Here is a 22,852-nt window from a genome sequence, read left to right as displayed (position 1 = left end):
CCGTCGGCTACGAGAGCTGCTGCCTGACGGCGGCGGCGACGCGGCCGCCCTCTGCCAGACCCGCCACCTTCGGGTTCACGATCTTCATGACGGCGCCCATGGCCCGCGGCCCCTCGGCGCCCGCCGCCTTCGCCTCCTCGACGGCCTGCGCCACGATCGCGCCCAGCTCGTCGTCACTGAGCTGCTTGGGCAGGTAGGCGTCCAGGAACTCGCCCTCCGCGGTCTCCCGCGCGGCCTGCTCGTCGCGGCCGCCCTGGCCGAAGGCCTCCGCGGCCTCGCGGCGCTTCTTCGCCTCCTTCGCGATCACCTTGAGGACTTCCTCGTCGGAGAGCACGCGCGCCTCCTTGCCCGCGACCTCCTCCTTGGTGATGGCGGCGAGGGTCAGGCGCAGGGTGGACGAAGCGAGTTCGTCGCGCGCCTTGATGGCGGTGGTGAGGTCTTCCTGGAGCTTGGCCTTGAGCGTGGTCATGCCCCTGAGTCTGCCAGGTAGGGGGGCTGCGGCGCCCACCGGTTTTCCGGGTCTGCGACGATGGGGTCATGCGCGCGCGTTACGGAGTCCCCCTGAAGGTGACCGCCTCCCTCGCGGCGGTGGGGGCCGCGGGAGTGGCCTATGCCGCCGGTTTCGAAGCCCGGTCCTTCCGGCTGCGCCGGATCACGGTGCCGGTGCTGCCCGCCGGCATGCGGCCGCTGCGCGTCCTACAGGTCTCGGACATCCACATGGTCGGCGGCCAGCGCAAGAAGCGCGCCTGGCTGCAGTCCCTGGCCGGACTGCGCCCCGACTTCGTCGTGAACACCGGTGACAACCTCTCCGACACGGAGGGCGTGCCCGAGCTGCTCGACGCGCTGGGGCCGCTGATGGACTTCCCCGGCGTGTACGTCTTCGGGTCGAACGACTACTACGGGCCGCGGCTGCGCAACCCGGGGCGCTACCTGATCGAGAAGGCGCAGGGCCGGCACGGGCTGAACGGCAACAAGCCGGTCGTCGGCGCCGTCCACAACCCGTGGGAGGACATCCGGGACGCCTTCGACGGGGCGGGCTGGCTGAACCTCACCAACACCCGGGCCCGGCTGAAGGTCAACGGAGTGGAGCTGGCGTTCACCGGCCTGGACGACCCGCACATCAAGCGGGACCGCTACGAGCGGGTCGCGGGTGGCCCGGAGGCGGACGCGGACTTCTCGATGGCCGTCGTGCACGCCCCGTACCTGCGGGTGCTGGAATCCTTCACGGCCGACCGCTACCCCTTGATCCTCGCGGGGCACACGCACGGCGGGCAGCTGTGCATCCCCTTCTACGGGGCGCTGGTCACGAACTGCGACCTCGACACGAAGCGGGTGAAGGGCCTGTCGACGTACGAGGCCCAGGGGCAGCGCTCCTACCTGCACGTCTCGGCCGGCTGCGGCACCAACCGCTTCACCCCGGTCCGCTTCGCCTGCCCCCCGGAGGCGACGCTCCTGACGCTGGCCCCGAAGTCCTAGCCGACCCGGGCGGCCCCCGGTGAAAACCGGATTTCGTCTCAGGCCGAGGGTCCGCTAAAGTAATCGATGTCGCCAGGACAGCAACACTCCAGGGCGACGATCGGGGTGTAGCGCAGCTTGGCAGCGCGCTTCGTTCGGGACGAAGAGGTCGTGGGTTCAAATCCCGCCACCCCGACTTCGTAAGACCAGGTCAGGGGCCTGATCCGCATCGCGGATCAGGCCCCTGTTTGGCGTTCGCCCCTATGTGGGGAGCAACGGGTAAGCCAGCCTCGGGAAACCGGCTCCCAGGGGAGCCGGTCGGGCATCTGCTGTGCTGCTGTGCTTGCGGTAACGCTCCTGTTCGGTGTCCTCACCGGATTGGAGGGAGAACGGAGCGGCCTTGACCGTCTCCGACGACCGAAGCACCCGCGCGGCTGTCCCGAACCACGAAGAGTGGGGCTGGGGGTCAGTCCAGGTTGAGGCGGGCGAGTTCGGTGCGGGAGCGGATGCCCAGTTTCGGGTAGGCCTTGTACAGGTGGTGCTCCACCGTGCGGGGGCTCAGGAAGAGCAGGGCGGCCACCTCGCGGCTGCTGCGGCCCGCCGCCGCCAGCCGGACCACCTGGAGTTCCTGCGGGGTGAGCCGGTCGGCGAGGGCGCGGGCGGTGGGGACCGCCGGGGCTGCGGACTCCCCCGCGGCGCGCAGTTCGGCGCGGGTGCGCTCCGCCCAGGGGGTGGCGTTCAGGCGCTCGAACACCTCCAGCGCGCCGTGCAGGCGGGCCCGTGCCTCCGCCTGGCGGCGGGCACGGCGCAGCCACTCGCCGTGGACGAGCAGCGTACGGGCGGCCTCGAAGGGGCGTCCGCTCCTCTCGTGCAGCGCTTCGGCCTCCGCGAAGGCCTCCTGGCGGCCGGTCAGCTGCGCCTCGCACCGCAGCGCGATCGCCCGGGCCCACGGCTGGCCCCCGGCCCGCGCCCAGGATTCGAGGCGCTGCCACGGGACCCGGCCCCGCTCGGGAACACCGAGCCGCACCGCGGCCTCCACCAGGTCGCCGGTCGCCGCCACCAAAGCCGTCATGTAGTGCGCCGGGCGGGTCCACGCCGACTCCAGCCGGACCAGGGCGTCCTCGTAGCGGCCGAGGCCCAGGTCGAGCAGGCCGAGCAGGCAGGCCACCGAAATCCCGCCGTCGACGGTCCCCCCGGCCACGGGCCGGCAGCGCTCCGGGTCCCCCTCGATCGCCGCGATCCGGGCGAGGGCCACGTCGAGGCGGCCGATCCGCTGCGGCATGCCGCAGTCCTCGGCGACGGCCCTGGCCTCGGCCACCGACGCCTCCGCGTCGCGGTGCCGACCCTGGATGACCTGGAGCCGGGCCAGCATCTGCAACGCCTCCGGGAGTCCGCCCACCAGGCCGGCCCGGCGCCGGCGGGCCACTTCGGCGGTGACCAGTTCCTGCACCCGGTCGTCGTCGCCGAGCAGGGCCGCGGCGTAGACCGGGCGCATGCCCTCCCCGCCCTCGGCGGCGGCCTCGGCGAGTGCGGCGAGACCGGCCGCATGGTCGCCGTCCACCAGGCCGGCCATGCCCTGGACGGTGTGGTCGCCGGGAAGGAGTTCCGCGCAGGCGCGCACCGAGTCGGCGTCCCCGGAGAACCAGGCGTACGTCGCCGCGGTGCGCAGCATCGACGCGGACGGCCCGGGCCCCGCTTCCCGGGCGCCGGCCACCAGGAGCCGCGCCGCGGCGGCCTGGTCGCCGCGCTCGAACTCCACGGCGGCGCGGACCTCGGCGACGGCGGCCCGTTCCGCTCCGGTGGTGGCGAGCGGGCCGGCCTGTTCGGCCAGGGTGTCGGCCAGGTGCAGGTCGCCGGCGGCCACCGAGGCGGCAGCGGCGCAGCGCAGCAGGCGTCCTCGGTCCGGCAGGGAGGTGGAGAGGGCCGCGGCGCGCTGGTAGAGGTCGCAGGCGATGGCCGGGGCGGCGCGGTCCCGCGCCCGGTCCGCCGCCCGGGCGACCTCCGCGGCCACCGCGGCGTCCGGTCCGAGGGCGGCCAGCGCCAGGTGGCGGGCGCGTACGTCGGAGTCCGCCGCACGCTCGGCCAACTCGCGGTGCACGCGGGCCCGCTGGAGGGAGGCGGCGCCCTGGTAGGCGGCGGCGCGGATCATCGGGTGCCGGAAGGCCGGCCGGGAGCCGTCGACACGGAGCAGGCCGGACTGTTCCGCCGCCTCCAGTGCCTGCGCCCCGTTGCCGCCCAGCGCGTCGACGGTGGCCAGTACGGAGGGCAGGTCCCGGCTGCTGTCCGCGGCCGCGGTGAGCAGCAGCAGCCGGACGTCGGCGGGCTGTTCGGAGATCTCGTCGCGGAAGGCAGCGAGGACGCGGTCGGTGACGGGCCGCCCGCCGGAGGGCCCGGAGGTGCGGTCGGTGCGGCCGAACTCCAGCAGGGCCAACGGGTTCCCATCGGCGTCGTCGAGGACCCGTTCGCGGCGTGAGGGCGACAGCCCGTACCGGTCGAGCACCTTCGCGGCGTCCTGCCGGTCCAGCCGGGGCAGGCAGAGCTCCGGGAGGCCGCGCGCGTCGAAGCCCTCGTCCCGGGCGGCGAACACGAGCACCACCGGTTCGGCGGTGATCCGGCGGGCGGCGAAGAGCAACGCGTCCGCGCTGCTCTGGTCCAGCCACTGGGCGTCGTCGACCACGCAGAGCACGGGGCCGGGTTCGGCGAGGCGGGCGAGCAGGGTGAGCAGCGCGAGCCCGGTCGTGTACCGGTCAGCGGGTAAGGCGGATCCGCCCAGCACGATCCGGAGTGCCTGCGCCTGCGGTTCGGGCAGCTCGGTGACCAGGTCCTGTACGGGCCACAGCAGTTGGAGCAGTGCGGCGCCCACGAGGTCGCGCTCCGCCTCGCATCCGGTCACCCGCAGGACCGTGTGCGCCGGCGCCGCCGCGATGCGGTCCAGCAGGGCCGACTTGCCGATGCCCGCCTCCCCGCGCAGGACGAGCGCGCCCCCGCGCCGGCCCTCCCCCGTCGCCGCGTCGAGCAACGCGTCCAGCGCCGCCTCCTCGGACTGGCGCCCGTAGAGCATGTGCTGCCCTCCCCCTCGTTCCTGCGGGCCGCGCAGACGGTTACGTAGCTGCTGTCAGAAACCTTACTGATCCGGCCGGTAGTCATCCGAGCCTACTGTCGGACCTGTCCGCGGCACCCGCCACGGTCGCCCCCGGGCCTCTCGACAAGGAGTCTGATCATGACGGTACGCATCCTCACCCTCGTGGGAAGCCTGCGGGCCGGCTCACACAACCGCCGGATGGCCGAGGCAGCCGTCAAGCACGCGCCGGAGCACGCGGAGATCGAGATCTACGAGGGCCTTGCCGAGATCCCCTTCTACAACGAGGACATCGACGTCGAAGGCGCCGTGCCCGAGCCGGCGGCGCGCCTGCGTGAGGCGGTCTCCCGGGCGGACGGGCTGCTGCTGGTCTCGCCCGAGTACAACGGCACGATCCCCGCCGTGCTGAAGAACGCCATCGACTGGCTGTCCCGCCCGTACGGGACCGGTGCGATCACCGGGAAGCCGGTCGCCGTCATCGGCACCGCCTTCGGCCGCTACGGAGGGGTCTGGGCCCAGGACGAGGCCCGCAAGTCCGTCGGCATCGCCGGAGGCACCGTCCTCGAGGAGGCCCGGCTCTCCATCCCCGGCTCCGTCACCCGCTTCGCCACCGTCCACCCCGCCGACGACAGCGAAGTCGTCACCGGCCTGCTCCAGGTCCTCGACCAGCTCGCCCCTGCACATGCGTGAACCGCTCTCGCCGCAACTCCTCCGAGCACTCGCGCCACGGCCGGCTCACCGGCTGGAAAGGAACAACACCGTCATGCTGACCCTGACTCCCCGCGAGGGCGCGGCCCCGCGCGTCTTCGGCCCGGCCCCGCACGGCCAGGGCTCGCAGATCTCCCCGATCATGCTGCAGGAAGAGCTGTGGGGGCGGATGCGTTCGCTGCCGTACGTCTACATGGCCCCGACGCTGGTCTCGGTCCCGCACGCCCGTGCGCTCTTCCTGCCCGAGGGCATCGGCACGGGGCCGGCCGAAGCCTTCCAGCGCGGCCGTGAGTGGGCCCACATCCACCCCCACCACGACGGCTCCCTCCACGTCACGCTCCCGAAGGAGGCCGAGGAGGACGTCATCGAGGCGGGCTGGGGCGTGCACCACCCGGTCCAGGCGGTGACGCTCGTCTACGGGCCCAGGAACGCGGCGGAGTTGGAGACCGTCTGGCAGATCGTCCAGGCGTCGTACCGGTACGCGGTGGGAGCGAAGTAGGCCCCACACGGGAGACCCGGCCGGTGGCCCGCGCGTGGCCCACCGCCCGGGAGGGATCCCGCCCCGGACCCCGGCTGCCCGTGAGGCAGCCGGGGCGGCGGCGTGTGCGCGGGGTCAGACGGCCTCGTCCAGGGTGTGGGGCGGCGTGGCGTCGAGCTGGAGCTTCCTGGTGATCTGGGGCATCTTCTCGCCCGGCGAGCGGCGCAGCAGCTTCAGTTCACGGCCCTCGACCCAGGCGTTCCAGGACTTGAGGTAGTAGAGGAGGTGCTCGCGTGAGTCGTCGGCCTTGCGGTGGCGCTTGCCGGCCGCCAGGCCCAGCAGGGTGTTGCGCAGGGTGAGCCTGGGGTCCCACTGGGAGAGACCCGCTCCGGTCATCAGGCCGTCGTACCACGGGCTCTGGTCCACGTCGGGCCGCTCACGGCCGGTCACGTACCAGCCGATGGACGCGGCGGTCACCGTGATCTTCGTGCCCCTGTTCAGCTGGATGCCGTGGTTGACGGCGTCCCGCATGTCAGGGTGCTGGGCCAGGATGCCCAGCAGCTGGTCGTTGGAGACGAGGGACGAGGCTCCCGACCATCCCAGGTCGGGCTGTGTCAGGTAGAGGTGCAGGCCGCGCAGGGCCGCGGCCAGGTGCGTGCTGTTCACCTCACCCGCGAGGGAGAGGGCGTCCCGGCCCGTGCGCTTGCGGCCGGTGTCCATGACGGTGAAGGACGCCCTCGGCACTCCGAGCGTCACCATCATCTCGACCGCGATGTCGGCTTTGACCACCGCTTCGAGTCGGTGCTGCCCGTCGATCAGCACGTCATCCTCGTCGAAGGCGATCCCCTGGTGGGTGAGCTGCCACTCCCCCCGCTCGATCGCCCGTGCCATCTGCGCGATCGTCTGCCGGCTGAGCGGTCGGTTGCTCGTGTTCTTCTTCAGCCACTCCTGGGCCAACTGCGGCGTGATCTTGCGGATTTCCGAGTACACGGGGTCCCCTTCCCCAGGCGCGACAGCACATGCCGGCAGCACGACTCAAATGCCCGTGCGGGCAACGGTGTTGATGCTAGCCCAGGGCTCTGACAGAAGGTGTCGTCCTGGACGATTTCGCCCGGGCCGCGGTCCTTGCTCCCCCTCGACCCCCCAAAACACGGTCTGACCTGCGTCGATGCGGGCGAGAGGCCGCCTGACGCGGAGTGCGTGGGGTGGAGTGCGGAGCTGCACACGTGCGCCGTCGGGCTTCGGGTGGGTGTGTGTGAGGTGCGGGGTGGGGTGGGGGGTGTTGGAATGCGGGGAGGGTCCGGCGGCGGTGAGGAGCGGTCATGGGCGGCGGCTCCGGGCGGGTGGCGGTGCTGGGGCACCTGGTGCGGGCGGGCGCGTCCGCGGCGCTGCTGACCTGGCTCTATTACGCGGCCCCGCTCGACCACGGCTTCGGGGCGGCGGCCGTCGCCGCGCTGCTCGCCGGGCTGGCCCTCTTCGGGTTCCTGGTCGCCTGGCAGGTGTCGGCCATCGCCCGTTCGCGCCGTCCGAGGCTGCGGGCGCTGGAGGCGGTGGGTACCGCCGTGCCGCTGTTCCTGGTGCTGTTCTCGGCGACGTACGTCCTGCTCTCGCAGGACCGGCCGGGGTCGTTCTCCGAGCCGCTGAGCCGCACCGACGCCCTGTACTTCGCCGTCACGGTGTTCGCGACCGTCGGCTTCGGGGACATCGCGCCCTCCGACGGGACGGGGCGCGCGCTGGTCACCGTACAGATGGTGGCCGACCTGATCGTGGTGGGGCTCGTCGCCAAGGTGCTGTTCGGAGCGGTACAGACCGGGCCTTCCCGACAGCCCGAGAGGAGCGAGCCATGACGGCGACCCCACCGAGCCGGCCGGCCGCACCGGCCCCGCCGGCCGAGCCGGTCCTGTTGCGGGGGCTGCTGAAGACGCCCCCGTACCGCAGGATCCTGCTGCTCTGCGCCCTGGTCGGGATCCCCGTGTCCCTCGTCTGCTTCTGGTTCCTCGCCGGGCTGCACGCGTTGCAGCGGCTGTTGTGGGAGAGCCTGCCGCACGCGCTGGGCTGGGACGGGCCGCCGTGGTGGTGGCCGCTGCCCCTGCTGCTGGCCGCCGGCGCCCTCGTGGGCCTGGTGGTCGCCCGGCTGCCCGGCGCCGGCGGGCACATCCCCGCCGCCGGTCTGGCCGTGGGCGGGGGATCGACCAGGGCACTGCCGGGCGTGGTGCTCGCGGCGGTGGCGAGTCTGCCGTTCGGCGCGGTGCTGGGGCCGGAGGCTCCGCTGATCGCCCTGGGCAGCGGCTTCGCCCTGCTGCTGCGGGACCTCGCGCGCGGCCCGGCCACCCCGCAGGCCACGGCGCTGCTGGGAGTGGCCGGGGCGGCGGCGGCCATCGCCGCCATCTTCGGGAGCCCGCTGATCGCGGCGGTGCTGCTGATCGAGGTGGTGGGCGTGGGGGGGCCGCAGCTGGTCGCCGTGATGCTGCCGGCCCTGCTCTCCAGCGGGCTGGGGGCCCTGGTGTTCACGGGCTTCGGACGCTGGACCGGTCTGCAGACCGGCGGCCTGAGCGTCAAGCTCCCCGGGCCCGTGCCCCGGCTGGACGCGGCGGACGTGGGCTGGGCACTGCTCGTGGCGGTGGCGGTGGCGGCCCTCCTGCGCCAGGCGGTGGGCGTGGGCCAGGCGGTGGCGGCCTTCGTGGCGAAGGCTCCGATCGCCCGTACGGCGCTGTGTGCGCTCGGCGCCGGCGTCTGCGCGGCCGTATACGCGCTGGTCACGGGCCGTTCCCCGGCCGACGTGGCCTCGTCCGGGCAGGCCGTGATGGCCACGCTGGCCGATGATCCGCGCGCCTGGGGGGTGCTCGCGCTGGTGGCCGTCCTGCTGTGCAAGGCCGTCGGGTACGCGCTCTGTCTCGGCAGCCTGCGCGGTGGCCCGATCTTCCCGGCGCTGTTCCTCGGGGCCGCCGCCGGGGTGCTGGCGTCGCCGCTGCCGGGGCTGGGGGTGGTGCCCGCGGTGGCGGCCGGGCTGGCCGCGGCGGCGGCGAGCGTGCTGCGGCTGCCGGTCAGCAGCTCGGTGATGGCGCTGCTGCTGGTCGGCACCGCTGGTATGACCCCGGTGGTGATCCTGGCCGCCGTGGCCGCCCTGATCGTCACCGAGCTGCTGCCCGGGCCGCGCCGCCGCGAGCTCGCGGGCTGAGGGCCGCCGCGTGTGAGGGGGGCGGGGGCGGGTTGCGCCGCCGCACCCGCCCCGCCGCGTGCGGCGGCCGTGCGCCGGCCCGTGCGAGCCGGGGAGGACGCCGCCGTCCTCCGGGCCTCACGGCTACGCGGCCGGGCCCGCGCTCTGCTCGCTGCCGTGGAACTCGGCCAGTACGGGCGCCAGAGCGGCCGGATCCACGTCGTGCGTCTGGCCGTCCAGGGTGCGGTGCAGGCCGGCCGGCAGCAGGGCGGCGAGGGCGCGGGCGCCGGACTGGAGCCAGGGGTCGCTGGCTCCGCCGCCGAGGGCGAGGACGGGGATCCGTACGGCCGCCCAGCGGTCCGCGGGCAGGGGCCGTCCGGACATGGTGCCGTCCATGATCCGGGCGTCGTACGGGAGGGTGTGCGCCAGCGCCGCGAAGTGGTTCCAGATGCCGCTCGCGCGCATGTGCTCCACGACCTCGGCGGGGACGCCCACGGCGGCGGTCAGCATGAAGGCGACGGCGTCGTCGCGCCGGCCCTCGGCGATGGCCTCGTCCAGCCGGGCGACGTAGTCGGCGGGGACCGGAGGGCGGCTGTCGTCGATGACGAACGGCGGCTCGTACACCGTCAGTTCCTTCATCGGGACGCCGTGGGCGGCGGCCTCCAGGGCCAGGACGGCGCCCGATGACATGCCCATCACCCGTACGGGCCCGTCGAGTTCGGCGATGACGGCGGCCAGGTCCTCGAACTCGCGCTCCACGGCGTAGGGGGCGGTGTCACCGCTGTCGCCGCGCCCGCGCCGGTCGTAGGTGACGACGGTGAACCGGTCGGCGAGGAGCCGGGCCAGCACGCCCCACCTCGGGTCGTCGCGGACCTGGTAGGCGCCGCCGACGAGGACGAGGGCGGGGCCCCCGCCGGTGCGGTCGTAGGCGATGGCGGTCCCGTCGCGGGATACGACCTTCTCCATGCTCTGCTCCCCCTATTCCCTATGTGGACGACGTCCACATCGCGCACATAGGCTATACCTAGAAGTTGACGCCGTCCACATACTGCGAGGAATCGAGGCCCCATGTCTTCGGAAGCCGAACCGCCCGCGCCACCCAAGCGCAGCACGTACCGCCACGGGAACCTCCGCAGCGCGCTGCTCGAAGCGGCCCTGGAGCTGGCGCGTGAAGGGGGACCGGACACCGTCTCCCTGCGGGAGGCCACCCGGCGCGCAGGGGTGTCGCCCAACGCCGCCTACCGGCACTTCGCCGACCGGGGAGCGCTGGTGCACGGGGTCGCGCAGGCCGCCATGGCCCGGGTGGCGCTGGCGATGGAGGCGGAGATCGACGGCCTCCCCCCGGCCCGGGACCCTGCCGAAGGAGCCCGGGCCCGCTTCCGGGCCGTGGGGACGGGCTACATCCGCTTCGCCGTGTCCGAGCCGGGCTGGTTCCGGACGGCGTTCCACGTCCCGGCCGACATGACGTACGCCACCGACACCACCGCCGCCGGGGCCGGCGGGCTCACGCCGTTCGAGCTGCTCGGCGCCTCACTGGACGCCCTCGTGGAGACCGGCGTCCTGCCGCCCGACCGCCGCCCGGGCGCGGAGTTCCTCGCCTGGTCGGCGGTGCACGGCCTGGCCGCCCTGATCATCGACGGCCCCCTGCGCGGCATCGGCCCGGAGCAGGCGCACCAGGCGGGCCAGGACGTGATCACCATGGTCGAGCGGGGGCTCTGAGGCAGTGCGCGGGCCGGGCCGGGCGGAACGGCCCCGCCCGGCCCGGCGCCTCACGCGTCCGCCCGGCGCGTCACGCGTCCAGGGGGTTGGCCGCGATGCGCTTCGCCGCGCCCGAGGCGACGTACGCCGCGGCCGCGCAGGCGGGCTTGCGGGACGCCTGGTCCTCGACCAGGGCCAGGAAGGCCGGGCCGAAGCCGAGGCGCGGGTACTGCTCCAGCAGGCCGGCCCGGAAGGCGGGGTCGAAGTCGGGCACGCGCAGACCGGACACGTCCGCGCTGGTGCCCACCTGGAGGAGGTGGCTCTCGACGTCCTCGGCGGCGGTGACGTCCTCCCGCATGTGCCGCACGATGACCTCCTCCGCACGGGCCCGGCGGGCCGGCTCCCAGCCCAGGCCCGCCGTGAAGATCCGCGCCACGTGTCCGCCGGCCTCCTCGAAGGGCAGGGTGTGGCTGTCGAAGGGTGCGGTCAGGCCCAGGTCGTGGAGCAGAGCACTGACGTAGAAGAGCTCCGCGTCGTACGAGAGCCCGTGCACGCGCGCGTACTCGGCGCCGAACGCGTAGGAACGCACGGAGTGGTTGAGCAGGGCGGTGTCGGCGTACTCCGAGGCGATCTCGAAGGCCGAACGGGCCGCGCCGGAGTCAAGGTTGTGAAGGGTCCACGTCATGGACGGAACCCTAGGCCGTGCCCGTCCCGGAGCGCCGCGTGAAGTCCACCTCCGACGGGCCCTCCTCCCCCGGCCACCACAGTCTGGCGGGTGCGGGCGGGGTCTCGGCGAGGACGGTGCCGCGCGAGACGACGTACCGGGGCCGGACCTGACGGCGGATCGCCTCCTCCGGACTCGGCGCCGGGAGGAGGACGAAGGAGGCGGGCGCGCCCGCCGCGATCCCGTACTCGGCGGAGGAGAGGCCCAGCACGCGCGCCGCACGCTCCGTCACCATCGAGAAAGCGAGCGGGATGTCGTCGGCGCCGGTGAGCTGGGCGGCGTACAGACCGACGAGGGCGGTCTGGAGCGGGTTGGCGGTGCCGAGGGCGTTCCAGGGGTCCATCACGTCGTCGTGGCCGAAGGCCACGTTGACCCCGGCGGCCAGCATCTCCTTGACCTGGGTGAGGCCGCGCCGCTTGGGGTAGGCGTCGAAGCGGCCCTGGAGGTTGAGGTTCGCGAAGGGGTTGGCGACCAGGCCGATTCCGGAACGGGCCAGGAGACGCTGGAGTTTGAAGCTGTAGGCGCCGTTGTAGGAGCCCATGGCGGTGGTGTGGGAGGCGGTGGCGCGCTCGCGCAGTCCCGAGCGCAGCGCCAGTGTGGCCAGTACCTCCACGAAGCGGGACTGTTCGTCGTCGATCTCGTCGCAGTGGGCGTCGACGCGCAGCCCGTGTTCCTCGGCCACCGCGAAGGCGGTCCGCAGTGAGGCGACCCCGTCCTCGCGGGTGTCCTCGAAGTGCGGGATCGCCCCGACGACGTCCGCCCCGCGGGCGACGGCCTCGCGCAGCAGGGCTTCGCCGTCGGGGAAGGAGACGATGCCCTCCTGCGGGAAGGCCACGATCTGCAGGGTCATCACGTCCCGCACCCGGTCGCGGACCTCCAGCAGCGCGTCGAGCGCCGTGAGGGACGGGTCGGTGACGTCGCAGTGGGTGCGGACGTGCAGCACGCCGTTGGCCGCCTGCCAGCGCAGCACCTCGGTGGCCCGCGCGATCACGTCCTCACGGGTCAGGGTCCTTTTGCGCTCGCTCCAGCAGGCGATGCCCTCCCAGAGGGTGCCGGAGGTGTTCGGGCGGGGCTGCCCGGCGGTCAGGGCGGTGTCGAGGTGGATGTGGGGCTCGACGAACGGGGCGGTGAGGAGCCCGCCGTGCGCCTCGATGAGCACGCCCGTCGCGGGCGGCTCCTTCTGGTCGTCGTACGGGATCACCCGGGCGATCCGGCCGTCCTCGGCGACCTCGACGTCGGACAAGCCGTGCTCGTGCAGCAACCGGGCGCCCCGGACGATCATCCGCATGCCGTCAGCCTACGCACGGGACCCCGTGTTTCACGTGAAACATCGAGCCGTGGCCGTGGCTTGTGCCGGCGGCCTTGGCACGCGCCTCGGCGGCCGTGGTCTTCGCCATCGCGCGTTCCGAATCCTGGTGGCGTGGTGGCCGGTACGAGCCTTCTTGGCCGTGCTCGACACCCTCTCGGCAGCGTCCGGCGTACGGACACCACCGTGCGCCCGTTCGGCGCAGTCGGCATCCCGGCCGCCGGTGCGGCAAGAATGGGGCGCATGACCAGCGACAGCGACCTGACCCCCGGCACGGCCCCCGCTTCCGAGATGCCCGACTGGGAGAAGCGTTTCCGGGCTCCGCGCGTGGGGCTGCCCGACTGGGCCGAGGACGCCCCGGACCGCGCGCTCTTCGTCTCGAACGCCACCGGGACGTACGAGCTCTACGCCTGGGACCGGGCCACCGGCTCGCAGCGGCAGGCCACCGACCGTCCCAACGGCACCACCGACGGCGCCCTCTCCCCGGACGGGGAGTGGATCTGGTGGTTCTCCGACACCGACGGCGACGAGTTCGGCACCTGGGTCCGCCAGCCCTTCGCGGGCGGACCCGACGAGCCCGCCACGCCCGGCCTGGAGCCCTCCTACCCCGCCGGCCTCGCCATCGCGCGGGACGGCACGGCGGTCGTGGGCCGGTCCACCGACGAGGACGGCTCCATGATCCACGTCGTACGGCCCGGCGGCGGTGCCCCGGAGGTCATCTACCGGCACCGCGAGTCGGCCGGCGTCGGCGACCTGTCGTACGACGGAACCCTGCTCGCGATCGAGCACACCGAGCACGGCGACGCCATGCACTCGGCACTCCGCGTGGTCACCCTCGACGGCGCCACCGTCGCGGAGCTGGACGACTCCCGCGGCGGAACCGAGGAGCTGGGCCTGGAGGTGCTCGGCTTCGCGCCGGTCGCCGGGGATACCCGGCTGCTCGTGGGACACCAGCGGCGCGGCCGCTGGGAGCCGATGGTGTGGGACGTGGCCACGGGATCGGAGGAGGACCTGGCCGTCGACCTGCCGGGCGACGTCAGCGCCGAGTGGTACCCGGACGGGACCGCGCTCCTCATCGCGCACAGCTACGAGGCGCGCAGCGAGCTGTGGCGCTACGACCTGGCCGCGCGGGAACTCGTACGGGTGGACACGCCGCCCGGCACGGTGTCCGGCGCGACGGCCCGGCCGGACGGGACGGTGGAGTACCAGTGGTCCTCGGCCGCCGAGCCTGCCGCCGTACGGTCCACCGCGGGCGGGATCGTCCTGGACCCGCCGGGCATGCGGCCGCCCGGCTCGGTGCCGGTGGAGGACGTGTGGGTCGAGGGGCCCGGCGGACGGATCCACGCGCTCGCGCAGCGGCCCGCGGGGCACGGTGACGGGCCCTTCCCGACGATCTTCGAGATCCACGGCGGTCCCACCTGGCACGACTCCGACGCCTTCGCGGCGACCCCCGCCGCCTGGCTGGACCACGGCTTCGCGGTGGTGCGGGTCAACTACCGCGGCTCGACGGGCTACGGCCGCGCGTGGACCGACGCCCTCAAGCACCGCGTCGGCCTGATCGAGCTGGAGGACATCACGGCGGTCCGGGAGTGGGCCGTGGCCTCCGGCCTGGCCGACCCGGCGCGGCTGGTGCTGTCGGGCGGGTCCTGGGGCGGGTACCTGACGCTGCTGGGCATCGGCACGCGGCCCGACGACTGGGCGGTCGGGCTGGCCGCCGTACCGGTGGCGGACTACGTGACGGCGTACCACGACGAGATGGACGCGCTGAAGTCCCTGGACCGCACCCTCTTCGGCGGTACGCCGGAGGAGGTCCCGGAGCGGTTCGCGGCCTCCTCGCCGCTGACGTACGTCGACGCGGTGAAGGCGCCCGTCCACATCACGGCGGGCGTGAACGACCCGCGCTGCCCGATCCGGCAGATCGACAACTACATCGACCGGCTCGCCGCGCGCGGCGCGGTCCACGAGGTGTACCGCTACGACGCCGGGCACGGCTCGCTGGTGGTGGAGGAGCGGATCAAGCAGGTGCGGATGGATCTCGAATTCGCGCTGAAGCACCTGCCGCGCTGACCCGGCACGGGTCTCCCGGTGCACCCCCCGTACCGTTGGTGGGGTGCACCGGTTTCTCCTGACCCCGCGCTGGTGGGGGATCAACGTCTTCGTCGCGCTCGCCGTCCCCTTCTGCCTGTTCATGGGCACCTGGCAGCTCGGCCGGTTCGAGGACCGCGTCGGCAGCCACAAGGAGGCGCAGGCCGAGCGCCCCGCCGAGCAGGCGGCCGAGCCGCTGGACTCGCTGCTCCCGGTGGACACCAGGACCTCCGGACGGCCCGCCGCCACGGCCGGCGAGTACGGGCAGCAGCTGCTGGTTCCCGAGCGGGACCTCGGCGGCCGGTCCGGCTTCTACGTGCTGACCCTGCTGCGGACCGACTCCGGGAAGACCATCCCCGTGGTCCGGGGCTGGCTGCCGGGGGCGGCGGACCCCGCGAAGGCACCGGCCCCGCCGGCCGGGCGGGTCGAGGTCACGGGGGCCCTGCAGGCCTCGGAGAACGCCGGCACCAAGGGCGTGCACGCGCAGGGCGGGCTGCCGCCGGGCCAGCTCGGGGTGATCGCAGCGGCCACGCTGGTCAACCTGGTGCACGATCCGCTGTACGACGCCTGGCTGACGGTGCAGACACCGGTGGACGGGATGACTCCGGTGCCGGCGAAGGCGCCGGCCAACACCGGGCTCGACCTGAAGGCCTTCCAGAACCTCGGCTACACCGGCGAGTGGTTCGTCTTCGTCGCCTTCGCGCTCTTCATGTGGTTCCGGCTCTACCGGCGCGAGGTGGAGACCCTGCGCGACGCCGAAGCGGGTCTGCTGCCCGCCGGGGTCCCCGGCGCGGCTGCCGCGGACGCGGCCGCGGGGACCGCGAGCCCGGTCGGGGACGCGGCGCCGGCTACGGCGCGCCCGGCGGAATGAGGCCCGTGCGGTAGACCGTGCCGCCGCAGGCCGCCGGGATGGTGGCCTGGGTGACCGGCGCACCCGTACCGGGCGTGTGGGAGACCTCCACTCCGGCCGCCTCCGGGGCCGTGGAGCCGCTGTGCGCGTCACCGGCCGCGGCTCCGTCGGCGCCCGTCGGCTCCCCACCCCCGGCCGTGCCGTCGGCCGTGCCGCCCTGCGCGCCGGTGGCGGGCTGTGCCGCCGCGCCGCCGTCCTGCCGGGGCTTGGGCGACGGGGTGGGCGTCGCCGCCGGGCAGGACTGCCCGGAGGGCACCCACGCGAACCGCACCTCGTAGGCGCTGTTCGGCTGGAGCACCACGACCGGGGCCTCGGCGGACGGGTCGGGCAGCAGCGCGCTCGCCGGGTCCCCCGCCGTGTGGTCCGCCACCGTCACGGGCGGCGCCGCGGCCGGCGCGGGCGGCGGGCCGGGAGGCGCCACCGGGGCGGCCGTCACGGTGTCCGGGCCGGTGACCGTGCAGCCCCGGGCCGAGACGTTGGTGACCTTGAAGCTGCCGTAGACCTTGCCGTCGGTCTCGGGGGCGCGGGCGCTGCCCGACACGCCGAGCTGGTCGGCCGTGCAGCCCGGGACTCCGGCCGCCGCTCCCAGCGGCGGCAGCGGGCCGCGACCGGCTCCGCCGGCGGGGACGCCCGCCGTGCTGGAGGGGCCCGCGACCGCGTCGGCGTACGGCGAGCCGCTCACCCCGGGCGACGGCCGCTCGCCGCCGCCCGGCTGCCGTCCCTGACCGGCCGACGTCGACGGCCCGGGCCCGGCCACGGCGTCGGAGCCGTTCTGGCGGGGGTCGGAGGGGTCGCCCGGCTTGCCGCCCTGCGACTCCCCGTGGCCCGCCATGGCCGAGTGCCCGGCCGCGGTCCCCTCGTCGGAGCCCAAGTGCAGCGCGGCCGGGACCGCGGTGCCGGCGAGCAGCGCGGCCGCCGCCGTCACGAGCAGGGCCTGCCGTTTGCGGGCCCGGCGCGCGGGCACCGCGTGGCGCAGCCGCTCCAGGGCCCCCTCACAGGGCTCCAGTCCCTGCACGGCACCGGCCAGCAGGCTGCGCAGCGCCTGCTCGTCGGCCGTGGCCGTGGCGGCGGGGCCGGGCGGGTTCCTGTGGTCGTCCCTCATGACTGCGCAGCCTCCATCGCCACCCGCAGCGCGGCAATGCCCCGCGATCCGTACGCCTTGACCGAGCCGAGCGATATCCCGAGCGCCTCGGCGACCTGGACCTCCGTCATGTCCGCGAAGTAGCGCAGCACCAGCACCTCGCGCTGCCGGCGCTGGAGTCCACGCATGGCCCTGATCAGGTCGTCGCGCTCCAGCTGGTCGTACGCCCCCTCCTCCGCGCTGGCCATGTCCGGCATCGGCTTCGACAGCAGCTTCAGGCCGAGGATGCGGCGGCGCAGCGCGGAGCGGGAGAGGTTGACGACGGTCTGGCGGAGGTAGGCCAGGGTCTTGTCGCGGTCCCGTACCCGGTTGCGGGCCGAGTGGACGCGGATGAAGGCCTCCTGGACGACGTCCTCGCAGGAGGCGGTGTCGTCGAGGAGGAGCGCGGCCAGGCCGAGGAGGGAGCGGTAGTGGGCCTGGTAGGTCTCGGTGAGGTGGTCGACGGTGGTACCGGCCACGACGGGCCGCTCACCGGCGGCACCGGCGAGCTCGCCACCGGCCCCGGCTTCGGCACCACCGCGTACCGTCCCGGCGGGTGTCGGGGCCTGCGGTATCGCGGTCTCCGGCGGGAGGGCCTGCGCCGCCGGCGGGTTCGCGGCGGTGTCCGCGCCGTCCCGGGGCGAGGGCACGCGGCCGCCCCGGGTCGTCGCGATGTGCGGCACGCTGGCCGGCGGGACGGGAACGATCACAGGGAAGCCGCCGCCGGGCGCGCCCGGTCGCCGGCGCGGGGGAGCGATCCCGCTGCGCGCCGGTAGGACGGCCACGTCCAACAGTGCCTCTGCCACGCCCGTTGGACACGCGTCGCCCCGTCAGGGTTGTACGCGCGCGGCAGAGTATTCAGCAATTTCCCCATTGCCTTCATGCGTACCCGCTCTTCCCGATTGCCCCATTCATCCAGGCGGCAGTCGGGCCATCACCTTGATCAAGGGATCATCACAGATCCTACAAAGCGAATTACGCGAATTCACCCGCGATCAGTTCCGAGATCTGAGCGGCGTTCAGTGCGGCGCCTTTGCGTAGATTGTCCGCACACACGAAGAACTCGAGCGCCCTCGGGTCGTCCAGGGAACCCCGCAGCCGCCCCACCCAGGCCGGGTCGGTACCGGCCGCGTCCGCCGGAGTCGGGAACTCCCCCGCGGCCGGATCGTCGACGACGACCACCCCGGGCGCCGCTTCGAGGAGGTCGCGGGCGTGCGACGCGGCCACCTCCCGCTCGAAGCGGGCGCGCACCGTCAAGGAGTGCCCGGTCACCACCGGGACCTGGACGCAGGTCACGGCGACCGGCAGCGATGCCAGGCCGAGGATCCGCCGCGTCTCCGCCCGTACGGCCAGTTCGTGCGAGGACCAGCCGTCCTCCCGCAGCTCACCGGACCAGGGCACCACGTTCAGCGCGAGCGGCGCCGCGAACGGCCCGGTGTCCTCGCCCACGGCACGGCGCACGTCCCCGGGCAGCTCCCCCAGAGGACTGCCGGCGACCTGGACCAGCTGCTTGCGCAGCGCCTCCACACCGGCCCGCCCCGCGCGGCTCGCGGCCTGGTACGAGGAGACGGCCAGCTCGGCCAGCCCGTACTCGGCGTGCAGCGCGCCCACGGCGGCGATCATCGCGGCGGTCACGCAGTCCGGGCCCGCGACGATCCCGCGCGGCCGGATCCGTACGGCGTGGCCGTTCACCTCGGGCACCACCAGGGGCACCTCGGGGTCCTCCCGGAAGGCGGCGGACTGGTCCACCACGACGGCACCGCGCGCGGTGACGACCGGAGCCCAGCGCGCCGACACCTCGGCCGGGGTGAGGAAGAGCACGACGTCGCCCGCGCCGAGGCCCTCGAAGGCGTCCTCGGTGAGGGCGAGCACCTCGGTCTCCTCGCCGCGGACGGCCAGCACGCGGCCGGCCGAGCGCGGGGAGGCGATCAGGCGGATGCCGCCCCAGACGTCCGCCCGCTGGGACAGGATCTGGAGCAGGATCGAGCCGACTGCTCCGGTCGCCCCGACCACGGCGAGCGCCGGGCCGGAGGACCGGTCCGCGGTCATCGGCCGGTGCCTCCGTAGACGACGGCCTCGTCGCTGTCGGAGTCGAGGCCGAAGGCCGTGTGGACGGCGATGACGGCCGCGTTGACGTCGTCCTGGCGGGTCACGACCGAGATGCGGATCTCGGAGGTGGAGATCAGCTCGATGTTGACGCCCGCGTCGGACAGCGCCTGGAAGAAGGAGGCGGTGACGCCCGGGTTGGTCTTCATGCCCGCGCCGACCAGGGAGATCTTGCCGATCTGGTCGTCGTAGCGCAGGGAGTCGAAGCCGATCTGCGTCTTCGCCTTCTCCAGGGCGTCGATGGCCTTGTGGCCCTCGGCCTTGGGGAGGGTGAAGGAGATGTCCGTGAGGCCGGTGGAGGCGGCCGACACGTTCTGGACGATCATGTCGATGTTGATCTCGGCGTCCGCGATGGCGCGGAAGATCGCCGCGGCCTCGCCCGGCTTGTCCGGAACGCCGACGACCGTGATCTTGGCTTCGGAGACGTCGTGAGCGACTCCGGAGATGATGGCGTGCTCCACCTGCGCGTCCCCTTGCGGATTCTCGTTGCTGACCCATGTGCCCGGCAGTCCGGAGAAGGACGAGCGGACGTGGATCGGGATGTTGTAGCGGCGGGCGTACTCGACGCAGCGGTGCAGGAGCACCTTGGAGCCGGAGGCCGCGAGCTCCAGCATGTCCTCGGAGGAGATCCAGTCGATCTTCCGGGCCTTCTTCACGACGCGGGGGTCCGCGGTGAAGACGCCGTCGACATCGGTGTAGATCTCGCAGACCTCGGCGTCCAGCGCCGCGGCGAGCGCGACGGCGGTGGTGTCCGAGCCGCCCCGGCCGAGGGTGGTGATGTCCTTGGAGTCCGCGGAGACACCCTGGAAGCCGGCGACGATGGCGATGTTGCCCTCGTCCAGCGCGGTGCGGATCCGGCCCGGCGTCACATCGATGATGCGCGCCTTGTTGTGGACCGAGTCGGTGATCACGCCTGCCTGGCTGCCGGTGAACGACTGGGCCTCGTGGCCCAGGTTTTTGATCGCCATGGCCAGCAGGGCCATGGAGATCCGCTCTCCGGCGGTCAGCAGCATGTCGAATTCACGCCCGGCAGGCATCGGGGATACCTGCTCGGCGAGATCGATCAGCTCGTCCGTCGTGTCGCCCATCGCGGAAACCACGACGACCACCTGGTGGCCGTTCTTCTTGGCATCCACGATCCGCTTGGCGACGCGCTTGATGCCCTCGGCATCGGCTACGGAGGAGCCTCCGTACTTCTGCACGACAAGGCCCACGTGCGCTCCTCGCTCGGTCCGTCTCATTGCTGGTGCAGTGTAACGAGCGGCCGCGATCCGACCGCCACGTACCACATCATGAGATGAAAAGATCGTCGGAGCGGTTGCCCCGCGGACACGGTACGCGCCGCCGGTTCCGCGCCTACTTGCGGCCCAGCTGTCCGAGCTCCTCGGCCATGACGGCGCCGGCCTGCTCCGCGAGGTCGTCCTCGGCCAGGTCCTCGTCCGTGTCCAGCCCGTCCAGGGCGGCGAGCGGCTGGTCGAGGCGCACGTGGGCGATCAGCGACTGGAGGGCGCGCAGCATGGCGGAGGCGGTCGGGCCCCAGTTGGTGAAGTAGGAGAACTGCCACCACCACAGGGCCTCGGTGACCCGGCCCGCCTGGAGGTGGATGAGGCCGTGGCGCAGGTCGGCGACCACGTCGGCCAGGTCGTCGGAGATGCGGTGCGGGACCGGGGCCTTGCGCGGTTCGTAGGGGTCGAAGACCTCGGAGTAGACGTCGACCGGCTCCAGCATCAGGGCGAACCGCTCGCGCAGGATGTCCACGTCGGGCTCCGGGCCCAGGTCGGGCTCGTAGCGCTCGTCGGGCAGCACGTCCTGGTACGCGCCCAGCCGGCCGCCCGCCAGCAGCAGCTGGGACACCTCCAGGAGGAGGAAGGGAACCGCGCTGTCCGGGTCCTCGCCCTTGGCCACCTCGGTGACCGCGACGATGAAGGACTCGATCTGGTCCGCGATCTGGACGGCGAAGTCGTCCGGATCCTGGCCCCGGGCGTGCAGCGTTGCGTCAGACATCGAGAAGTCGCCTTCCTTCAAAGGCCCGCCCCAGCGTGACCTCGTCCGCGTACTCCAGGTCTCCCCCGACGGGGAGCCCGCTGGCCAGGCGGGTGACCTTCAGGCCCATGGGCTTGATCATGCGGGCGAGGTAGGTGGCGGTGGCCTCGCCCTCCAGGTTCGGGTCGGTCGCCAGGATCAGCTCGGTGACCGCCCCGTCCGCCAGCCGCGCCAGCAGCTCGCGGATGCGCAGGTCGTCGGGGCCGACGCCCTCGATCGGGCTGATCGCCCCGCCCAGGACGTGGTACTTGCCCCGGAACTCGCGGGTCCGCTCGATCGCGACGACGTCCTTCGGCTCCTCGACCACGCAGATGACCGCCTCGTCGCGGCGCGGGTCGCGGCAGATCCCGCACCGCTCCTCCTGCGCCACGTTCCCGCACACCGCGCAGAAGCGGACCTTCTCCTTGACCTCCAGCAGCGCGTGCGCGAGGCGTCGGACGTCGGTCGGCTCCGCCTGCAGGATGTGGAAGGCGATCCGCTGCGCGCTCTTGGGCCCGACGCCGGGCAGCCTGCCCAGTTCGTCGATCAGGTCCTGGACCACGCCTTCGTACAACGGACTGCCTTCTTTCGTTCTGCGCGGTGTATGCGGTGGGGAGTGCGGGACGGTGGGGGTGGAAGGGACTAGAACGGCAGGCCGGGGATGCCGCTGCCGCCGCCCAGTGCCTGGGTCAGCGGCCCCAGCTTCTGCTGCTGGAGCGCCTGCGCGTTCTCGTTGGCCGCCTGGACCGCCGCGACCACCAGGTCCGCGAGGGTCTCGGTGTCCTGCGGGTCGACGGCCTTCGGGTCGATGACGAGGGCGCGCAGCTCACCGGAGCCGGTGACGGTCGCCTTCACCAGGCCGCCGCCGGCCTGGCCCTCGACCTCGGCCAGGGCCAGTTCCTCCTGGGCCGCCGCGAGGTCCTGCTGCATCTTCTGGGCCTGCTGGAGCAGCTGCTGCATGTTGGGCTGGCCACCACCGGGAATCACAGGTACTCACTCCGTACGTCACAACGGTTGCGGATCGCCTTCGGAAAGGCTCGGTCAATCCGAGCCTACGTGCTCCCCGGGCGCGGCGCCCTACGCCGGGAGGACCAACTCTTTCGGGTGAGAGACGGGGCGTGCGCGTACCTGATGGAGCCCTCCTTGCGGGCGGAAAACCCGGGATTCGCTGCCCATCGCGTGTCATTCGAAGGTAGGAAGAGCATGCGCACCATTGCGCACACGCGCATCACACGTCAGCGCAGGCAGAGGGAGTGCCGGGTGAGTCAGCCGGAGATGCAGCCCGAGGGGCCACCCCGGGATCCCGCAGAGGACGGCGACCTGACCGGCCGGCCGTTCCCTCTGGGGGACTGGGGTGAGCCCGCCGAGCGCCTCGACGAGCTCTACCGGCGGGTGGAGGCCGACGCGCTGCGCACGGCCGAGTGGTACCTGTCCGACCGGGCCTGGAAGCGCCGGGGTGCGCGGACCCTGCGGGCGGGCGCGGCCGTGGGCGCCGTCACGGGTGCGGCCATGCCGCTGCTGGAGCTGACCGGTTCGGCGCCGGGCGCGTCCTCGTACGGGTACCTGGCCCTGCTGCTGGCGGCGGCCTGCCTGGCCTGTGACCGGTTCTTCGGGCTGACGTCCGGGTGGATGCGGGACGTGGCGACGGCGCAGGCGGTGCAGCGGCGGCTCCAGACGCTCCAGTTCGACTGGGCCTCGGAGAACGTGCGCGAGGTGCTGGGCCCCACGGAGGGGACGGCCAGCGAGGCCGCCGAGCGGTGCCTGACCGTACTGCGCCGCTTCTCCGAGGACGTCACGGAACTCGTGCGCTCGGAGACGGCGGACTGGATGGTGGAGTTCCGGGCGGGTCCGGCGCCGCTGCTGATGCAGTCCCTGGCCGGCGCGCCCGCCCGTCCGGATCCGGGCGTCCCCCCGGCGCGTTTCCCGCTGCCGCCGGGCACCCGCCCGAACATGCCCCGCCAGCGACCGCCCGAGCAGCCGCGCTGAGCCGGGCGGGGACGCGCC

At 73.5% G+C, this 22,852-nt stretch carries 22 protein-coding genes and 1 tRNA gene; 10 read left to right on the top strand and 13 right to left on the bottom strand.

What is annotated here, in order from left to right:
- Positions 1–7 precede the first annotated feature (7 nt).
- Positions 8–469 (bottom strand): GatB/YqeY domain-containing protein, encoded by a 462-nt coding sequence (locus ACZ501_RS20845; protein ID WP_361602794.1) that lies wholly within the window; start codon positions 467–469, stop codon positions 8–10.
- A 68-nt stretch (positions 470–537) separates the two neighbouring features.
- On the opposite strand from ACZ501_RS20845, the gene ACZ501_RS20840 reads away from it, so the two are divergent.
- Complete coding sequence (locus ACZ501_RS20840; RefSeq protein ID WP_361602791.1) at positions 538–1,476, top strand: metallophosphoesterase; 939 nt, start codon at positions 538–540, stop codon at positions 1,474–1,476.
- A 101-nt stretch (positions 1,477–1,577) separates the two neighbouring features.
- Positions 1,578–1,651: transfer RNA gene (locus ACZ501_RS20835), tRNA-Pro, on the top strand.
- Positions 1,652–1,921: 270 nt separating this feature from the next.
- Here the strand turns inward: ACZ501_RS20835 and ACZ501_RS20830 are convergent.
- Positions 1,922–4,516: an AAA family ATPase gene (locus ACZ501_RS20830; RefSeq protein ID WP_468797210.1), complete on the bottom strand. Its 2,595-nt coding sequence runs from the start codon at positions 4,514–4,516 to the stop codon at positions 1,922–1,924.
- A 159-nt stretch (positions 4,517–4,675) separates the two neighbouring features.
- On the opposite strand from ACZ501_RS20830, the gene ACZ501_RS20825 reads away from it, so the two are divergent.
- Together ACZ501_RS20825 and ACZ501_RS20820 are read left to right on the top strand one after the other, a co-directional pair.
- The gene (locus tag ACZ501_RS20825; protein WP_361602773.1) at positions 4,676–5,224 is read left to right on the top strand and encodes an NADPH-dependent FMN reductase; all 549 of its coding nucleotides are present in this window, start codon (positions 4,676–4,678) and stop codon (positions 5,222–5,224) included.
- Positions 5,225–5,297: 73 nt separating this feature from the next.
- Complete coding sequence (locus tag ACZ501_RS20820; RefSeq protein WP_361602770.1) at positions 5,298–5,741, top strand: luciferase domain-containing protein; 444 nt, start codon at positions 5,298–5,300, stop codon at positions 5,739–5,741.
- Positions 5,742–5,855: 114 nt separating this feature from the next.
- Here the strand turns inward: ACZ501_RS20820 and ACZ501_RS20815 are convergent, their stop codons facing one another.
- Entirely contained in the window at positions 5,856–6,710 is an 855-nt protein-coding gene (locus ACZ501_RS20815; RefSeq protein WP_361602767.1) for a hypothetical protein, read from the bottom strand.
- 332 nt (positions 6,711–7,042) lie between these two features.
- Between ACZ501_RS20815 and ACZ501_RS20810 the strand changes: the two genes are divergently transcribed.
- Together ACZ501_RS20810 and ACZ501_RS20805 are read left to right on the top strand one after the other, a co-directional pair.
- Positions 7,043–7,567: a potassium channel family protein gene (locus ACZ501_RS20810; RefSeq protein ID WP_468797207.1), complete on the top strand. Its 525-nt coding sequence runs from the start codon at positions 7,043–7,045 to the stop codon at positions 7,565–7,567.
- Entirely contained in the window at positions 7,564–8,898 is a 1,335-nt protein-coding gene (locus ACZ501_RS20805; protein WP_468797205.1) for a chloride channel protein, read from the top strand. Before ACZ501_RS20810 ends, ACZ501_RS20805 begins: the two co-directional genes overlap by 4 nt.
- Before the next feature lie 123 nt (positions 8,899–9,021).
- Here ACZ501_RS20805 and ACZ501_RS20800 read toward each other — a convergent pair whose 3' ends face one another.
- Positions 9,022–9,843 (bottom strand): alpha/beta fold hydrolase, encoded by an 822-nt coding sequence (locus tag ACZ501_RS20800; protein WP_468797202.1) that lies wholly within the window; start codon positions 9,841–9,843, stop codon positions 9,022–9,024.
- A gap of 102 nt (positions 9,844–9,945) precedes the next feature.
- On the opposite strand from ACZ501_RS20800, the gene ACZ501_RS20795 reads away from it, so the two are divergent.
- On the top strand, positions 9,946–10,596 hold the full coding sequence (locus ACZ501_RS20795; RefSeq protein ID WP_468797199.1) for a TetR/AcrR family transcriptional regulator: 651 nt from the start codon (positions 9,946–9,948) through the stop codon (positions 10,594–10,596).
- Between the two features lie 70 nt (positions 10,597–10,666).
- On the opposite strand, the gene ACZ501_RS20790 is transcribed toward ACZ501_RS20795, so the two are convergent.
- On the bottom strand, positions 10,667–11,260 hold the full coding sequence (locus tag ACZ501_RS20790) for an HD domain-containing protein (RefSeq protein ID WP_468797197.1): 594 nt from the start codon (positions 11,258–11,260) through the stop codon (positions 10,667–10,669).
- Between the two features lie 10 nt (positions 11,261–11,270).
- Positions 11,271–12,587, bottom strand: coding sequence for a cytosine deaminase (gene codA / locus ACZ501_RS20785; RefSeq protein WP_468797194.1), 1,317 nt, complete (start codon positions 12,585–12,587; stop codon positions 11,271–11,273).
- Positions 12,588–12,848: 261 nt separating this feature from the next.
- Between codA and ACZ501_RS20780 the strand changes: the two genes are divergently transcribed.
- Together ACZ501_RS20780 and ACZ501_RS20775 are read left to right on the top strand one after the other, a co-directional pair.
- Positions 12,849–14,672, top strand: a complete 1,824-nt coding sequence (locus tag ACZ501_RS20780; protein WP_468797191.1) for a S9 family peptidase — start codon at positions 12,849–12,851, stop codon at positions 14,670–14,672.
- 43 nt (positions 14,673–14,715) lie between these two features.
- Entirely contained in the window at positions 14,716–15,561 is an 846-nt protein-coding gene (locus tag ACZ501_RS20775) for an SURF1 family protein (protein WP_468797188.1), read from the top strand.
- Here the strand turns inward: ACZ501_RS20775 and ACZ501_RS20770 are convergent.
- The 7 genes from ACZ501_RS20770 to ACZ501_RS20740 all read right to left on the bottom strand — a co-directional run bounded on the left by ACZ501_RS20770 (position 15,539) and on the right by ACZ501_RS20740 (position 21,835).
- A complete protein-coding gene (locus ACZ501_RS20770) occupies positions 15,539–16,702 on the bottom strand; it encodes a hypothetical protein (RefSeq protein WP_468797185.1) in 1,164 nt (387 codons plus the stop codon). The genes ACZ501_RS20775 and ACZ501_RS20770 overlap by 23 nt on opposite strands.
- Positions 16,699–17,430, bottom strand: coding sequence for a SigE family RNA polymerase sigma factor (locus tag ACZ501_RS20765; protein WP_468797182.1), 732 nt, complete (start codon positions 17,428–17,430; stop codon positions 16,699–16,701). Before ACZ501_RS20765 ends, ACZ501_RS20770 begins: the two co-directional genes overlap by 4 nt.
- Positions 17,431–17,695: 265 nt before the next feature.
- Complete coding sequence (locus tag ACZ501_RS20760; RefSeq protein WP_361608801.1) at positions 17,696–18,769, bottom strand: aspartate-semialdehyde dehydrogenase; 1,074 nt, start codon at positions 18,767–18,769, stop codon at positions 17,696–17,698.
- Entirely contained in the window at positions 18,766–20,040 is a 1,275-nt protein-coding gene (locus ACZ501_RS20755) for an aspartate kinase (RefSeq protein WP_361608799.1), read from the bottom strand. Before ACZ501_RS20755 ends, ACZ501_RS20760 begins: the two co-directional genes overlap by 4 nt.
- Before the next feature lie 142 nt (positions 20,041–20,182).
- Complete coding sequence (locus ACZ501_RS20750; protein ID WP_361608797.1) at positions 20,183–20,830, bottom strand: DUF5063 domain-containing protein; 648 nt, start codon at positions 20,828–20,830, stop codon at positions 20,183–20,185.
- Complete coding sequence (gene recR, locus ACZ501_RS20745) at positions 20,823–21,422, bottom strand: recombination mediator RecR (protein ID WP_361608795.1); 600 nt, start codon at positions 21,420–21,422, stop codon at positions 20,823–20,825. Before recR ends, ACZ501_RS20750 begins: the two co-directional genes overlap by 8 nt.
- Before the next feature lie 68 nt (positions 21,423–21,490).
- Positions 21,491–21,835: a YbaB/EbfC family nucleoid-associated protein gene (locus ACZ501_RS20740; protein ID WP_361608793.1), complete on the bottom strand. Its 345-nt coding sequence runs from the start codon at positions 21,833–21,835 to the stop codon at positions 21,491–21,493.
- A 273-nt stretch (positions 21,836–22,108) separates the two neighbouring features.
- Between ACZ501_RS20740 and ACZ501_RS20735 the strand changes: the two genes are divergently transcribed.
- Positions 22,109–22,834: an SLATT domain-containing protein gene (locus ACZ501_RS20735; protein ID WP_361608791.1), complete on the top strand. Its 726-nt coding sequence runs from the start codon at positions 22,109–22,111 to the stop codon at positions 22,832–22,834.
- Positions 22,835–22,852: the final 18 nt, after the last annotated feature.

Source organism: Streptomyces sp. NPDC034085 (genome assembly GCF_055575555.1).
This window is presented reverse-complemented; position numbering and strand designations above follow the sequence as displayed.